This is a genomic window from Desulfobulbus rhabdoformis, assembly GCF_016919065.1.
GTDB lineage: Bacteria > Desulfobacterota > Desulfobulbia > Desulfobulbales > Desulfobulbaceae > Desulfobulbus > Desulfobulbus rhabdoformis.
The window spans coordinates 12,966-26,455 of the sequence record NZ_JAFFQA010000019.1 but is presented as its reverse complement, the minus strand read 5'-3'; the positions used below and the strand labels follow the sequence as shown (position 1 = coordinate 26,455).

At 49.6% G+C, this 13,490-nt stretch carries 17 protein-coding genes; 9 read left to right on the top strand and 8 right to left on the bottom strand.

The features are described 5' to 3' along the window. Positions 1-126 precede the first annotated feature (126 nt). The gene (gene fic / locus JWJ90_RS11410; protein WP_205227355.1) at positions 127-738 is read left to right on the top strand and encodes a protein adenylyltransferase Fic; all 612 of its coding nucleotides are present in this window, start codon (positions 127-129) and stop codon (positions 736-738) included. 66 nt (positions 739-804) lie between these two features. On the opposite strand, the gene umuC is transcribed toward fic, so the two are convergent. The 7 genes from umuC to JWJ90_RS11380 form a co-directional block, all read right to left on the bottom strand. Beyond that, positions 805-2,055 (bottom strand): translesion error-prone DNA polymerase V subunit UmuC, encoded by a 1,251-nt coding sequence (gene umuC, locus JWJ90_RS11405; RefSeq protein WP_205227354.1) that lies wholly within the window; start codon positions 2,053-2,055, stop codon positions 805-807. 2 nt (positions 2,056-2,057) lie between these two features. After that, entirely contained in the window at positions 2,058-2,486 is a 429-nt protein-coding gene (locus tag JWJ90_RS11400; protein WP_205227353.1) for a LexA family protein, read from the bottom strand. Between the two features lie 339 nt (positions 2,487-2,825). Then, positions 2,826-3,419, bottom strand: a complete 594-nt coding sequence (locus JWJ90_RS11395; RefSeq protein WP_205227352.1) for a transglutaminase-like domain-containing protein — start codon at positions 3,417-3,419, stop codon at positions 2,826-2,828. A 63-nt stretch (positions 3,420-3,482) separates the two neighbouring features. Continuing rightward, a complete protein-coding gene (locus JWJ90_RS11390; RefSeq protein ID WP_205227351.1) occupies positions 3,483-4,205 on the bottom strand; it encodes a hypothetical protein in 723 nt (240 codons plus the stop codon). A 45-nt stretch (positions 4,206-4,250) separates the two neighbouring features. Next, entirely contained in the window at positions 4,251-4,388 is a 138-nt protein-coding gene (locus tag JWJ90_RS23950; RefSeq protein ID WP_420828907.1) for a hypothetical protein, read from the bottom strand. A 224-nt stretch (positions 4,389-4,612) separates the two neighbouring features. Next, the gene (locus tag JWJ90_RS11385; RefSeq protein ID WP_205227350.1) at positions 4,613-4,834 is read right to left on the bottom strand and encodes a hypothetical protein; all 222 of its coding nucleotides are present in this window, start codon (positions 4,832-4,834) and stop codon (positions 4,613-4,615) included. Positions 4,835-5,349: 515 nt separating this feature from the next. Continuing rightward, complete coding sequence (locus JWJ90_RS11380; RefSeq protein WP_205227349.1) at positions 5,350-5,817, bottom strand: hypothetical protein; 468 nt, start codon at positions 5,815-5,817, stop codon at positions 5,350-5,352. A gap of 579 nt (positions 5,818-6,396) precedes the next feature. Here JWJ90_RS11380 and JWJ90_RS11375 point away from each other — a divergent pair. Continuing rightward, positions 6,397-7,233 carry a hypothetical protein gene (locus JWJ90_RS11375; RefSeq protein WP_205227348.1) on the top strand — a complete coding sequence of 279 codons (837 nt, stop codon included), beginning with the start codon at positions 6,397-6,399 and terminating at the stop codon, positions 7,231-7,233. A gap of 19 nt (positions 7,234-7,252) precedes the next feature. Here the strand turns inward: JWJ90_RS11375 and JWJ90_RS11370 are convergent, their stop codons facing one another. After that, a complete protein-coding gene (locus JWJ90_RS11370; RefSeq protein ID WP_205227347.1) occupies positions 7,253-7,420 on the bottom strand; it encodes a hypothetical protein in 168 nt (55 codons plus the stop codon). A gap of 174 nt (positions 7,421-7,594) precedes the next feature. On the opposite strand from JWJ90_RS11370, the gene JWJ90_RS11365 reads away from it, so the two are divergent. Genes JWJ90_RS11365 through trbJ form a run of 7 tightly spaced genes read left to right on the top strand, consistent with a single transcriptional unit; the run spans position 7,595 to position 13,489 of the window. Then, positions 7,595-8,329: a nucleotide-binding protein gene (locus JWJ90_RS11365; protein ID WP_205227346.1), complete on the top strand. Its 735-nt coding sequence runs from the start codon at positions 7,595-7,597 to the stop codon at positions 8,327-8,329. A gap of 12 nt (positions 8,330-8,341) precedes the next feature. Next, positions 8,342-8,773, top strand: coding sequence for a hypothetical protein (locus JWJ90_RS11360; protein ID WP_205227345.1), 432 nt, complete (start codon positions 8,342-8,344; stop codon positions 8,771-8,773). Between the two features lie 11 nt (positions 8,774-8,784). Then, entirely contained in the window at positions 8,785-9,732 is a 948-nt protein-coding gene (trbB, locus tag JWJ90_RS11355; RefSeq protein WP_205227344.1) for a P-type conjugative transfer ATPase TrbB, read from the top strand. Further along, positions 9,725-10,036 (top strand): TrbC/VirB2 family type IV secretion system protein, encoded by a 312-nt coding sequence (locus JWJ90_RS11350; protein ID WP_205227343.1) that lies wholly within the window; start codon positions 9,725-9,727, stop codon positions 10,034-10,036. The genes trbB and JWJ90_RS11350 overlap by 8 nt, the downstream gene beginning before the upstream one ends. Then, on the top strand, positions 10,036-10,329 hold the full coding sequence (gene trbD / locus JWJ90_RS11345) for a conjugal transfer protein TrbD (protein ID WP_205227342.1): 294 nt from the start codon (positions 10,036-10,038) through the stop codon (positions 10,327-10,329). The genes JWJ90_RS11350 and trbD overlap by 1 nt, the downstream gene beginning before the upstream one ends. Continuing rightward, complete coding sequence (locus JWJ90_RS11340; protein ID WP_205227341.1) at positions 10,323-12,716, top strand: VirB4 family type IV secretion/conjugal transfer ATPase; 2,394 nt, start codon at positions 10,323-10,325, stop codon at positions 12,714-12,716. The genes trbD and JWJ90_RS11340 overlap by 7 nt, the downstream gene beginning before the upstream one ends. Beyond that, positions 12,713-13,489: a P-type conjugative transfer protein TrbJ gene (trbJ, locus tag JWJ90_RS11335; RefSeq protein ID WP_205227340.1), complete on the top strand. Its 777-nt coding sequence runs from the start codon at positions 12,713-12,715 to the stop codon at positions 13,487-13,489. The genes JWJ90_RS11340 and trbJ overlap by 4 nt, the downstream gene beginning before the upstream one ends. Position 13,490 lies beyond the last annotated feature (1 nt).

Here is a 13,490-nt window from a genome sequence, read left to right as displayed (position 1 = left end):
AATCAGGGGTGACTGCATATAAATTAGGATTATTTCACCGGCCACTCCCTATAGCTTTTCCGCACCCATACAAAGCCCCCTAAAAGCCTGACTTAAAAAGATGTTTGTGTGGCAAAGGAGCCTCCCATGACCCTGGAAAACAAACTCGGTATCACAGATGCGGTTGAACTTGCCCGTGTAGAAGAGCGTATCAGCAAGGCAAAGGCGCACCACCTCTTTGCCAGCGGCAGGTTGGACACCCTGGAGGCAGGAACCTTTCAGGCCCTGGCGGAGATACACAAATTCCTGTTTGACGAGATCTACGACTTTGCCGGGAAAATCCGCACCGTCAATATTGCCAAGGGCAGTTTCAGGTTTGCTCCCGTTATGTACCTGGAGGCTGCTTTGAAGAATATTGAAACCATGCCTCAGTCGACATTCGATGAAATCATCGAAAAATATGTGGAGATGAATATCGCCCACCCCTTTAGAGAGGGCAACGGGCGGAGTACACGGATCTGGCTCGATTTGATTCTGAAAAAGGAACTGCAAAAGGTAGTCGACTGGAGCCACGTCGACAAGAATGATTATCTTCTCGCCATGGAGCGCAGCCCTGTCAAGGATATTGAAATCAAGTTCCTATTGCAGCGGGCTCTGACCGACAAAATCAATGACAGCGACGTCTATATGAAGGGAATTGATGCGAGCTACTATTATGAAGGGTACGCCGTGTACAAAGTAGAAGATCTTGGGGAGTAAGACACTGAGTGCTGTAAACTCTGTTCCGGATAAGGTAGATGTGATCACCACAGGTTCTCGATGCATTCACTTCACGAGTGGTAAATCACTCCAACGGGTTGTATAGGCAGGTGACAGGCTATCTCGACGCATCGCCCAGTGTTGATATCCACTTGAGGAAGCGAAGCGGACCGATCCTATCCGAGAGTTGATGGTGTCAATGGCCTCCATCACACTGGAATTATCCCGCTTCGGTTTTTCAAACAATCCAAACTGCATCTGCTTGGTTTTCAAAAAATCACCGAGAATGACGCCGCCTTTGTTGTATTCGCACCCCTCACGCCAAATCCTTTCTAACAACTGTTGAGCCAGCTTGATGAACTGGTAATTGTCACTGCAGTGATGTGCCAGGTTACCGGTGGCCTGGTTTGAGTACCGGCGGGATACATCCTCTAAGAAGCGGTTCGTTTGGATAAAAACCGTTAGAGCTCGTGCATATTGCCCGCCGCTTCGCAGCTTAGCGCAAGCTCTCTCCGTAAATTCACAGATCGCCTGACGCATCGCATCTCGCGACGTGATCCGCTGCCCAAAGGATCTTGATGTGACTATCTGCTGCTTGGGGGATGGCTGGTCCTCAAGTACAATGCAGGGCATCCCTCTGAGTTCTGATACCGTGCGAGCCAAAACGACACTGAACCGTCGCCGGATATCTTGCATGTCTGCATCTCTGAGCTGTAATGCTGTCTCGATGCCAAGCGCATTCAAGGCTTTTGTCGTTCGCCGACCCACTCCCCATATCTCGCCAACCGGTGTTATCGACATCAGCTTTTGCTGCCGATCCAAATCACGTAGATCAACAACGCCACCAGTGCCAGGGAATTTTTTGGCTCCGTAGTTGGCCAGCTTTGCAAGCGTTTTTGTTGGAGCCATGCCGACCGCGACGGTAATGCCTGTCCATTGTTTGATGGTACTCCGCACCATGGTGCCAAATTCAATCAAATCCTGAATACCTCGGACATCTACAAACGCTTCATCAATTGAATAGATCTCGAGGCCAGGGCTCAAAGACCGGAGGATGCGCATAACCCGGTGCGACATATCCGCATACAAAGTGTAGTTCGATGAAAAAACGGCAATCTGGTGTTTGGCAATTTCGTTTTTGACCTGAAACACCGGCACGCCCATTTTGATCGTACCGAGCGCTTTGACCTCAGCAGACCGGGCCACGACACACCCATCATTATTCGAGAGTACAACAATCGGTTTGCCTCGAAGATCTGGACGGAATACCGATTCGCAGGTTGAGTAGAAGTTGTTGCAATCTACCAGAGCAAACATCGTTACTTTCCGAAAACGCGTACCAAACCTTTGACGCGACCAAAGATCTCGAAATCGTCATTCTCAGCAAGCTCGATGACCGAATATGCAGGGTTATGAGGAATCAGTCGCACTCTCGGATACAGCGAGAGTTCTTTTACGGTCAATTCACCGTTGATGAGTGCAATAACAATGGAGCCATCGTGCGCTTCCTCGGATCGATCAACGGATAGGATGTCACCATGGTGGATACCTGCATCGATCATGGAGTCACCGTTGACGCGAACAAAGAAGGTGGCTGGGGGATTAGTGACAAGGAGTTCGTTGAGATCCAGCGCCTGATCAACATAGTCTTCAGCCGGTGACGGAAACCCGGCAGCTATCGAATAAAGTGCAAGTGGTATCTCGATTTGGCTGCAGTCAGCGGGCCTTGCCAAAATTTCGGTTTTCATAATGGACAATCCTTAAAGCGTTAATTCATAAGGTGCCCTATTAATGTACAGCTAATGTTTGGGAAAAGTAAAGTCGAACCTTTGCGTTCAGGAAAACACGCTACGTTATTGGCTACCAAGGCCTTCAGTCGAGAAGGTCAGGGCAGTGCTTTGCATGGAGGGGTAAATCATTCAACCGTCGATTTATCCCCTTTGATCAAGTTGTTAAGTGATTGCGATATAGTAGGTGATAAGTTGGTTGTAGATGCGAGTGCCATAATTCAGAGGAGGCTCGCATGCACCTTCCGTCATGCCGCTGTGTAATTGGCGGCATCAACCAAAGGGATCGAAGGAAGTGGCTTATGCAAAGCTATTAGTTTGCATCACTTCGATATCAGGTAGGTTGGCATATACCTCCTCAATCGAGTGCATAGTGGTCAGCGCTTTGACAATTAAAGGGAGTGGCTCGTTCCAAATTTCGGGCAAATCTCTCTCAGTTGGATATGAGAGCTTAAAAGCAAGCCTTTCGACCGGAGGAGTGAAAGCAGCCGCTACACCAGGTTTGTTACCCCGAGCGTCGATTCGATACCAGCCGTGGTCCTTGAGGAAAACAGCGTTCAAGCCGTGGAGGCAATATGGTGGGCCTTCACCATCTAAAGAGAGTCTCTGGTAACAGAGTCCAGTCGGAATGGAGTTTGCCCTGAGGAGTGCGGCCAGAAGATGGCTCTTGGCATAACAATAGCCGGTGCCGTGGTGGAGCACTTCAGAGGCCTTGCAGGTGACGGGATTTTTTTGAAAGTCCCAGCTGTGGAGAATGGTGTCACGGACAAACTCAAAACAGCGTTGGGCTACGGCCTTATCAGAACACGACATATCGGCGAGATCTTTTGCCTTGGCCAGTACTTTAGGGTGTTTCCAGTCGACGTACTCGCTGTTTTCGAGGTAGCTGTTCATGGATTCGCCAATGAGAAATTTGAACTCAAATTTTAGAAATGCATTCCAGGGTCATCGAGGTTGTCAGTCAATTCTGTTGAATCGGTAACACTGTTTTTTGAATTCGACCAAAGCCGAATACAATGGATGATCGGCGAGCGCCTCGATCCATGATTCATACGAAAGAACAAAACACCTGCAGTTGCGAGCTCGTTCCAGGACTCTCTCTTTGAGAGCGAAAATATCACTGTCTTTGTCGTACATATCGAAGCGTTGAGTTATCTGTATCAACATTGCTTCGGACTCGACCACTGCTCGGATACCGTGTTCTTCTATTTTTTTTTCCGGTGCCACAACACCAAAGAAAATATTGTGGTTCGTGTTCAGCGTATTGAACGCTATGCATCCCAAGTTGCGACTCGCCTGGTTGTAATTCGGCACATTTTTCGTCCCCGGACTCAGTCGACTTCCCATTTTGGCTTCAATGACGCCAAAAATACCATCGGTGCCATTGACAGAAATATCACCACGATTGGCAGAATCAACGTAGAAATCGCCAAGAGCCATATCTGCATGCGTGAACCCTTCTGCCAATACATCCTTACGTGTCCTAGCCAGAAAAGGAGAAGATAACAAGCCTTCTGAATACCAGTGGCGAATGTTGGCGAAGTTGACATCGGGGAGTTTGAGTTTCGACTCGACCGATATCTCGACAAGGAGCCGCGTCATCCAGCCTTCGTTGTACAGAATCGTCGGGCAGATATTGGTATTTGCTGTGCTGCACCTACCCAAAATATTGGTCAACATTTCGTGCATATGGCGACTATTAAAAATATGGCCCCAGCGGGGCGTTTAGCTTTTGATAAAGGGGGGGGACTGGAGACCCATTCTTGTTTTTACCAAATCTGAGGAGCAAGTTCCACGAATGGACATGACGTTCAGTTGATAGTAAGCGCCGACACCCCAATGCTCCCGGGATCGACGGACCATTTCGTCCATAGTCGGATCACCAACCTCTTCCTGATGCCACAGGCATAGTCATTGGGTTTTCCCTATATCGAAAGAGCGTAAAACGGTGAGTTCGGTCGGCGCTGAATATTGAGCGTTCGACGATCAACGGATCGACCGATTTGGAAGGCGGCGGGGCAGGTGAGCCGATACTAGCGGTTGAGGATTTGGGCATTGATTACTCTGCAGGGGCGATGTCTAAACAATTATTGATCTTTTTTCTTGTCTTTCAAGGCTATAAAAATAGAAGCAAGTAACTCAAATAATTTTCGGGAAACAATGATCACCTCTTGAACAGCTCCTATCCATCCTTGTCCTGGTACCTGGGCACGGTCAAGCCTCGCACCTGCCAATCCCCCAAGCAATGCAGCGATGGCAGATAAAAGTGGTGCCAGTATCACACCTAAAAATGGGACCAGACCTATCAATGCTCCTATGGCGGCGCCGATCGTCACACCAGTGGCAAGATTTGGGTTGTCTTCTATGAACCTGATGATTTCCGTTAGGATAACTTGAGCGATACGAATGACTGGCCTCCAATATTTAATCCTCGAAGACTGAAACCATGTTCGGAGAACAGTCTGCGATTAACAGCATGGATGCCGGGCAGTTGGGGGGTACTGCGGCGGCAAGAATGCACGTTTATTCATGACCGCTTTAATATAAGCGGCTCCTCGTCATTTGGCTACGTGGCTCGAGTTGGTATTGATTATTTGGTCATGACCATTGAAAGAGTTGCGTCTGTGGCAGGGATCAGACTCTATGGCCAGCTGTATAGGAAGAGTTGCTTCCCCGCCTTGCAGAGGGCTAGCGAAGCCAGACGGTCTCGGGCGCGTTCATTGCTCAGGGAAACGAAGTGTTTGTTGAATGCCTTCTTATGTATGACTCTTTCCGGCAGCTGAATGAGGAAGATTTTTCCCGTAATCTGTCCCCAAAAAAACAGTTAGTTCGCTCCAGCCGATTTCATTTCTTGCAACGGCGACGTCGTATTTTCTTCTTTTCTTCTTTTTTGCCACAGCGCCATTTCTTCGAAGCGTTTCGGAAATTCCTGGATGAAGTCTATGGCGGTTCTGGTGCTTCGTCCGTTTTCTTCAACCTGCCATTCCTTTACGAGTTCAAAGAACTCGTCCATTATTTGATCGTAACTATCCTTTTCAGCGGGCTGCCCTGGCCCACCGCAGGCGTATTCCCCTTTACCCGTATTCTCCTCGTAGCAGATTAACTCGTCTTTTGAGAGACCGAATTTTTCCTCAATAATGCCAAACCAGGTTTCTGGGATTTTATTTTTTCTTTTGGCGTCCGTGATTGCTTGCGGAGAAATCCCAAGAGCTTGCGCCACTCCTTTCTGATTTTTTCCTTTCGATATCTTCTTAATTTTTTTGAACAAATCTTCAAAGCTGAGAGATTCCATTCGGCTCACCAGGTTTTTGCTTGATCTGCTTTAAAAAATGATTTAAAAAATAAAGCAGAATAAAACAGATTTATGAGAAATAAAACAAAACAGCCTGCAAATAGGGGGAAAGCAGAGCTGGTTATAATCGGGAGAAAAACAAGCATCATATTTTTAAAAATATAGGTGTCGTAATTAGCGTACTACAAGATTGATAAGGCGCTGCTTAGGGAAAAAGGAGCATTGCCGCAGTTAATATCTCGGGGAATCGGCCTTATTAATGGGTAGCTCGTCCAATTGTACGAATTTTAATAGCCGTATAATAGCAGTAGTTTGCTATTTTACGCAAATTAAATAGTCGGCCAAATAATCAAATTGTTACCTTTAAAATTTGGCCTTCGTTTATCCAGACATGTAAAGCGAGCAAAGCAGAGAGTAAAAAAACGGTGAGTAATACCAATTAGTAGCCGGAAGTCTTGGGTGAATTAAAAAAAACGTATCCGGGAAAACGGAAAAAGCGATTGGCTTGAAGAAATTTACTTGATGGAAAACCTATCAAGTATAGGCATGCCGCCGAGACACGAGGATATGGGAATGTAAATGGAAATCTTGAGCAAACCAATTCCTGAATTACCAGGCATGCTTGAGCCATATGCAACTCCACAGTTGCCGGATGTGGCACAGAAAAATCACGTTGCTCCCAATACCTTTCTTCAATCTGCCATGTTTGGAATGGTTCGGCGTGGACACCGAAAATATCTGGAAAGACATAAGATTGTTTCTTTCAGAAACGTCTCCATTTATTTCACCGGTGGTTCGCTCGATCAAGGGGATTTGGATGTGATACTTCACGCCATGCATCTTGCCGCGCAACAGGCCGCTTCGGGCAAAACAAATGGTTTGGTGGAGTTCTCGGTTCGGGGCTTTTTAAAGGCGCTCAACAAGAAACCTGGGAAATCAGGCCAGGATTGGCTGTTCAACTCCATTCGACGTCTCTGCGCCTGTCTAGTTGAGGTGCAGTACGGAGATAAGGTACGCCAGCCAGTGCTGAGACAAATGAGCATTTATGGTGGGCCGCTCATTTACGATTTTTACCATGACTCGGTGAAAAAGAAATTTTTCCTGCGGGTGAATGCTGATCTGGGCTCATTGCTGGATCTTGGATGGACTTCTCTTGAGTGGCGTAAGCGGCTTGGGCTCAGGAACAATCTCGCAAAATGGCTACACGGTCTCTATGGCAGCACCGAATTATACCCCCTGAAGACCGCAACGATCTGTCAGATGAGTCGGACAACTTGCAAGGAGCTTTACAAATTTCGCCAACAGCTCAAGAAAGCCCTCAATGAATTAGTCGAAATAGAGGCTATCGGTTCTTGGAATATTGATGCCGAAGACAAGGTGCATGTCTTTCCGCGCACCCAAAACAGCGTGGCGTAGCAGGTAGAACGGCGCATTATTACCCATGGCATAGCAGGTAGGAAGGCGTGGCGTAGAGGGTAGCTACCCGTGGCATAGCGGGTAGGAAGGCGTGGCGCAGCGGGTAGGTGCCCGTGGCATAGTGGGTAGGTGGTGTGGCGTAGCAGGTAGGTAAACCGTGGCATAGCAGGTAGGTAAACCGTGGCATAGCGGGTAGCAAAGCGTGGCATAGCAGGTAGGGGAAAGTGGGTTGAGAATGTTTGAAAACGGCGAAATATCAGCTTGATGTCGCTGGTGATTCCTCGCGGTAAAAGTATTTAAAATATTCTTAAAAAAAAGAAAGGCACTCCAGGAAGAAAAACACCAAAGGAGTTGGAACACTATGAGCACCGTTCATTTTGTTTTGCAGGGAAAAGGGGGAGTGGGGAAATCGCTGATTGCCTCAATGCTCTACCAGTATTTGCATCAACAGGGGATTGCTGTCACCGGGGTTGATACCGATCCCGTCAACGCGACCTTCTCGGGCTATAAAGCGTTGTCTGTGCAGACGCTGGATATCATGGACGGAGACGACATTGATCCACGCCGCTTCGATTCCCTGATGGAAACCATTCTGCAGCAAGCGGAAGAGAGCCACATCGTCATCGATAACGGTGCGTCCACCTTTCTGCCTCTTTGTTCCTATCTCAAAGATAATGCCGCGCTTGAGCTCCTGGATCAGGAAGGCCATGCGGTGTTGTTGCATACGGTCATGACCGGTGGTCAGGCCGTTGTCGATACCGCATCCGGTCTCAAAACCCTGGCCACCTCATTTCCAAAGGCATTCATTGTCATCTGGTTGAACCGATTTTTTGGCGACATCGCCATGAACGGCAAGATCTTTGAGGAATTCAAAGTCTATCAGGAACATTACAGTCAATTTCGGTCCATCATTGAAGTTCCTGCTCGTAAGCAGTCGACCTTTGGCAAGGATTTGGAAGCCCTGCTTTCCCGCAGAGAAACCTTTGATGCTGCTATTCATTCCAATCAGCCGGTCATGGTGCGACAGCGCTTAAAAACTTTCTGGACGGAGGTCTTGCGGGAAGTCGACAAAGCACAGCTGATCGAGGCTCTGTGAGAGGGGAGGGAGATGGAAACGCAAGATAGGGTGCAAGACGAGCAGGCGATACCTGAACTCCCTGATGGAATCGGCCTCAGTTTGGAAGATGTCCGTATGCTGCTCGCTATGAAAAATTCAGCGTCGGTGTCTCCCGATGATCCGATCTTGATGATGGTCACCGTTCTTAACGCCTTTCTCTCGGAAGAAGAAAAACTGCTGGATCGGCACCGCAAGGCACTGACCGCTATCCTTACCGAACGAACCGACGGATACGTCAAGGCGGTGGAGCAGACCGCGACCCATTTGGGTGAAAGCCTTTCGAGCGCATCGGCAGCTGAAATGACGCGCTTGTTTTCCGAGAATACCAGGAAAATAGAAAAATTTAAGCAAAGCCAGGTCTGGTTGGCAGCCATTGTCACTGTCTCGGCCTTGGTTAACGTGGCAGTTTTCGTTTTACGCTAAGGAGCAAAGAGATGATTGCAGACAATCGATTGCTTGTTTCGCTCGAGCATAATCTTGGACCGGTGATCATGTCCGCTCTGCGGGATCCGGACGTGGTGGAGGTGATGCTCAATCCTGATGGCAAGATCTGGGTGGAGAAGTTAGGGCACGAAATGGAGCCTGAATCGGATATGGAGCCGGAGCAGGCGCGCCTGGTGCTCTCTTTGGTTGCCTCGGGGCTTGGCAGCAGCGTTACTGTTGATCAACCGATTATTGAAGGCGAACTTCCTTTGGATGGATCCCGCTTCGAGGGGTTGATGCCACCGGTTGTCTCCTCGCCAAGTTTCACCATCCGCAAAAAGGCCAGCCGCGTCTTCGCTCTCAGGGAGTATGTCGAAGCTGGAATCCTTGATCCTGATCTGGTGCCGGTTCTCGATCATGCGTTGAAGGACAGAATGAACATCCTTGTTGTCGGTGGTACCGGCTCGGGCAAAACCACCTTCGTGAATGCTCTTATTCTTGCGCTCGCCAATATCTGTCCATCGGATCGATTGTTGATCCTGGAAGACACCATGGAACTGCAGTCCAAAAGCGAAAATACAGTGTTTTTCAGAACCTCGGATCATGTGGATATGCGACGGTTGGTCAAGGTGACCATGCGCTATCGACCAACCAGGATCATTATCGGTGAGGTGCGAGATGGTGCTGCCCTAGATCTGCTTAAAGCTTGGAATACAGGTCACCCCGGTGGCATCGCGACTGTGCATTCCAACAGTGCAGCCGAGGGGCTGGATCGTCTTGAAGAGTTAATCGCAGAGGCCACATCTGCGCCAAAGCAAAAGCTTATTGGCAAAAGTGTTGGCCTGGTCATTTTTATCGAACGCGTTCCCGCTGGCCGTAGAGTTTCAGAAGTCCTTCGTGTTCATGGCTACGATGCCGGAACCCAAACCTATCAAACTGAGGTCGTTTATCATGCGTAACAAACTTGCCCTGTCTCTGTTGCTGCTGTCCATCCTTGTTGTTCCGGAATTGGCATCCGCCTCCGGTGGCATCACCGAATTTTCCAGTCCCTTGGAGAAGGTGGTCAATACCGTCACCGGTCCGGCTGGTAAGTGGATCTCCATCGTGGCCATGGCCTTGTGCGGTGTGATTTTTATCCTCAATAAGGATGATCTCTCCGGCGGGTTCAAGCTCCTGTTGCAGGTGGTCTTTGGTATCAGCTTTATCGCCTTTGCTACCTCGATCGTCAACAGCGTCTTTTCCTTTTCTGGAGCAGTGATCTGATGCGTACAGTGCCCATCAGACAGAGCCTGCACCGTCATAATCTCGTGTTTGGTGCGGAGCGTGAACTGGTGATGTTCAGTGCCTTAATCGCGTTTTTGGTCGGTGTTGGCGGTATGACCATTATCGCCGGACTTGCTGCACTGGGATTCTGGTTGTGTTCGATAGCAGTTCTACGGCTCATGGCTAAATATGATCCTCTGATGTCGAAGATATGGGCACGACACATTGGGCAGCAGGAGTTCTATGCAGCCAGGACTTCACGTTGGAAACTTGTGGGAGGTTTCAGGTGCTGAAGCTTGCGGATTACCGTTTAACCGCCAAGGGGCTGCCTGACCTGCTCCCCTACGCAGCCTTGGTTGCCCCCGGTGTGGTGCTGAATAAGGACGGCTCTTTTCTCGCAGCCTGGTCATTTGCTGGGCAGGATACAGCCAGTTCCACCCCGGAGGAGCTGGCCTGGGTTTCGCGTCAGGTAAACAATGCCATTAAGCGACTGGGGACGGGATGGATGCTGCATGTGGATGCGATCCGTTGCCCGCACCAGGCCTACCCGCCGATTGAGAGTGGATTTTTTCCGGACCCGGTGACGCGGTTGATCGATGAAGAGCGTCGTGCATTTTTTGGCAGTGGCATCTGCTTCAAAACGGAAACCATCCTCAGTGTTACCTACAAGCCGGATTTAAAAGTAACCAGGATGCAGCAATCGATCCAAACCGGGGAGACCGGAAGTGGTATGGACCGCAGCGTCAATGATTTCGTTGCCACGCTCACCGAGCTGGAAGATTCGTTATCCTCGGTGTTACAGATGGAGCGGTTGACAGAATACGAGGAAAATGGAGCTACTTTTTCTTCCCTGCTGTCGCATCTCCAGCGCTGTCTGGTCGGTGAACACTTTCCGGTTCGAGTGCCAAGCGTGCCCATGTATCTGGATGCCGTGCTTGGTGGCGTTGATTTGATTGGAGGGCTGCAACCACGTATCGGTGATCAATATCTGGCGATGCTGTCTATCGACGGTTTGCCCCATGACTCCTGGCCTTCGATGCTTTCCGCGCTCGACGGACTATCTTTGCCTTATCGATATTCAACCCGGTTTATTTGCCTGGACCAGCTGGACGGTACAAAAGAGATCAACATGTATCGCAAGGGCTGGCAGCAGCAGATGTTTAGATTCCTGGATCTCTTTCTCAATAACCCCAATGCACGGGTGAACCGTGACGCGCAGATGATGCGGGATGATGCAGAGGAAGCCTTGCTGGAGGTGCAATCAGGCATGGTTGGTGTCGGTTATCTTAGCTCCTGCATCGAATTGCGCAATGAGCGGCTTGATGCGCTGCATGATATGGCCCGTGAGTTGCGAAAGATAGTGCAGACGCTGGGTTTTGGTTGCCGAATCGAATCGGTGAATGTGCTGGAGGCCTGGCTGGGTACGCATCCAGGCAATGGCTATGCAAACATTCGGCGGCCTTTGGTGAACACCTTGAATCTTGCGGACCTTTTGCCGCTGGCCACAACCTGGACAGGAAGCCGGTTTTCTCCTTGCCCCTTTTATCCGCCAAGATCACGACCGCTTTCTGTGTTGACCACGGATGGCTCTACCCCGTTTTGGTTTAACCTTCATGCCGGTGATTTAGGGCATAGCCTGGTTGTTGGCCCAACTGGCTCCGGCAAGAGTACTTTGTTGGGGCTGATTGCGGGGCAGTTTCGTGGGTACCGCAACGCGCAGATCGCGGCCTTTGATAAAGGGATGAGTTTGTACCCGCTTTGTATAGGGGCTGGCGGTGATCACTGCAACATTGGCCATGAGGAACTCTCCTTTGCGCCCTTGCAGCACATTGACGAATCAGAAACAGAATTTGCCTGGGCAGCCAACTGGATCGCCTCTTTGGCTGAGCTGCAGAAGCTGACCATTCTGCCGGGCCATCGTAATGCCATTCACACCGCTCTGAAAACTCTGCGACATAATCCGGCGCATATGCGTTCGCTGACTGATTTTTGGCATGTCTGTCAGGATGAAGAGCTGAAAGTGGCTTTGACCCATTACACAGGTCAAGGAGCTATGGGTCATCTGCTTGATGCCAAGGAAGACGGCCTGGCCCTTTCTCGTTTTATGGTGTTTGAAATCGAGGATCTGATGGAAATGGGCGAAGCCAACATGATCCCCGTGCTTCTGTACCTCTTTCGTCGCTTCGAAAAATCCCTGATAGGGCAACCCTCGTTGCTGGTTTTGGATGAGGCCTGGGTGATGCTTGGTCATCCGGTGTTTCGGGCAAAAATTCGGGAATGGCTCAAGGTGCTCCGTAAAGCCAATTGCGCAGTGGTGCTCGCCACGCAGAGTCTTTCTGATGCTCAAAATTCAGGGATCATGGATGTCTTGGTTGAATCCTGCCCAACCAAAATTTTACTGCCTAACCATTCGGCGCGTCAGGAAAATCAATACAACCTGTATGTGGATATCGGCTTGAATAGCCGTCAGATAGAGATCGTTGCCAACGCTGTTCCCAAACGGGACTACTACATCATCGCTCCTGAGGGAAGAAGGTTGGTGCAGCTGGCACTTGGTCCTCGAACGCTCGCCTTCATTGGTGCCTCCGATAAAGAGAGTGTCGCCAGGATCAGGCAACTGGTGAATGAGTATGGTCTGGAAAGTTGGCCGGATGCATGGCTGGAGGAGAGAGGGATATGAAAAAACAGTTATTGGCGATTGCCTTGTGTGTGACTGTAGCACAGCCGGTTGCTGCTGAAGTGGTGTTTTGCACTAATTGTTCTAATTTGTTCACCCAGGCCTTAGATCGGGTCACTAACCTCTCACAGCTCAGTACGTTGGCCAATCAGTACACTGAGGCCATTCAGCAGACTGCGAAGCAGATTCAGATGGTGCAGAACATGATTCAGAATACCGCTTCTTTACCAGGAACACTGAAAAACGAAGTGGTTGGTCAACTCACTGAGCTGGCCTCGTTGACCAGTACGCTGAAAACGCAGCGAGGCGAACTCACAGCCCTGGCCGAGGTGTTCAATACTCTGTTTCCGGATCAATCTGTATTTGCCGATTTAGCTGGGGCCTCTATTGCGGATATAGCTACGGCCAATAAGGCCTATCGAGACCATTACAAGGCTTGGTCCACAGAGGTGGACAAGGCATCCCAGGCAACATTCCAACTCTCCGGGAAGCAACTTCAGGAACTCCAGGAAGCGGGAGAGTTGGACAGCTACATCAGTAATTTGCTGAACACCCCGGATGGGCAAATGAAGGCCCTGCAGGCAGGGAATCAGTTGGCCACGATTCAGGTACAAGAGGTCAGGAAATTGCGGGAGTTGATTGCGACAAACACGCAATCAACCCTGGCTGGTCAGATGAAGTCGGAAAAAGAATCGCAGATGCAAGCTGCGCGCTGGCGAAATGCGACCAACACCGAGGGGCATGATTTTTCTAAATACAGCGAAGCAATCCCCTGAC

Bases quoted from the DNA above. Each gene is read 5' to 3' on its own strand.
- fic (WP_205227355.1), top strand. From the start codon at position 127: ATGACCCTGGAAAACAAACTCGGTATCACAGATGCGGTTGAACTTGCC.
- umuC (WP_205227354.1), bottom strand. From the start codon at position 2,055: ATGTTTGCTCTGGTAGATTGCAACAACTTCTACTCAACCTGCGAATCG.
- JWJ90_RS11400 (WP_205227353.1), bottom strand. From the start codon at position 2,486: ATGAAAACCGAAATTTTGGCAAGGCCCGCTGACTGCAGCCAAATCGAG.
- JWJ90_RS11395 (WP_205227352.1), bottom strand. From the start codon at position 3,419: ATGAACAGCTACCTCGAAAACAGCGAGTACGTCGACTGGAAACACCCT.
- JWJ90_RS11390 (WP_205227351.1), bottom strand. From the start codon at position 4,205: ATGTTGACCAATATTTTGGGTAGGTGCAGCACAGCAAATACCAATATC.
- JWJ90_RS23950 (WP_420828907.1), bottom strand. From the start codon at position 4,388: ATGGTCCGTCGATCCCGGGAGCATTGGGGTGTCGGCGCTTACTATCAA.
- JWJ90_RS11380 (WP_205227349.1), bottom strand. From the start codon at position 5,817: ATGGAATCTCTCAGCTTTGAAGATTTGTTCAAAAAAATTAAGAAGATA.
- JWJ90_RS11375 (WP_205227348.1), top strand. From the start codon at position 6,397: ATGGAAATCTTGAGCAAACCAATTCCTGAATTACCAGGCATGCTTGAG.
- JWJ90_RS11370 (WP_205227347.1), bottom strand. From the start codon at position 7,420: ATGCCACGGTTTACCTACCTGCTATGCCACGGTTTACCTACCTGCTAC.
- JWJ90_RS11365 (WP_205227346.1), top strand. From the start codon at position 7,595: ATGAGCACCGTTCATTTTGTTTTGCAGGGAAAAGGGGGAGTGGGGAAA.
- JWJ90_RS11360 (WP_205227345.1), top strand. From the start codon at position 8,342: ATGGAAACGCAAGATAGGGTGCAAGACGAGCAGGCGATACCTGAACTC.
- trbB (WP_205227344.1), top strand. From the start codon at position 8,785: ATGATTGCAGACAATCGATTGCTTGTTTCGCTCGAGCATAATCTTGGA.
- JWJ90_RS11350 (WP_205227343.1), top strand. From the start codon at position 9,725: ATGCGTAACAAACTTGCCCTGTCTCTGTTGCTGCTGTCCATCCTTGTT.
- trbD (WP_205227342.1), top strand. From the start codon at position 10,036: ATGCGTACAGTGCCCATCAGACAGAGCCTGCACCGTCATAATCTCGTG.
- trbJ (WP_205227340.1), top strand. From the start codon at position 12,713: ATGAAAAAACAGTTATTGGCGATTGCCTTGTGTGTGACTGTAGCACAG.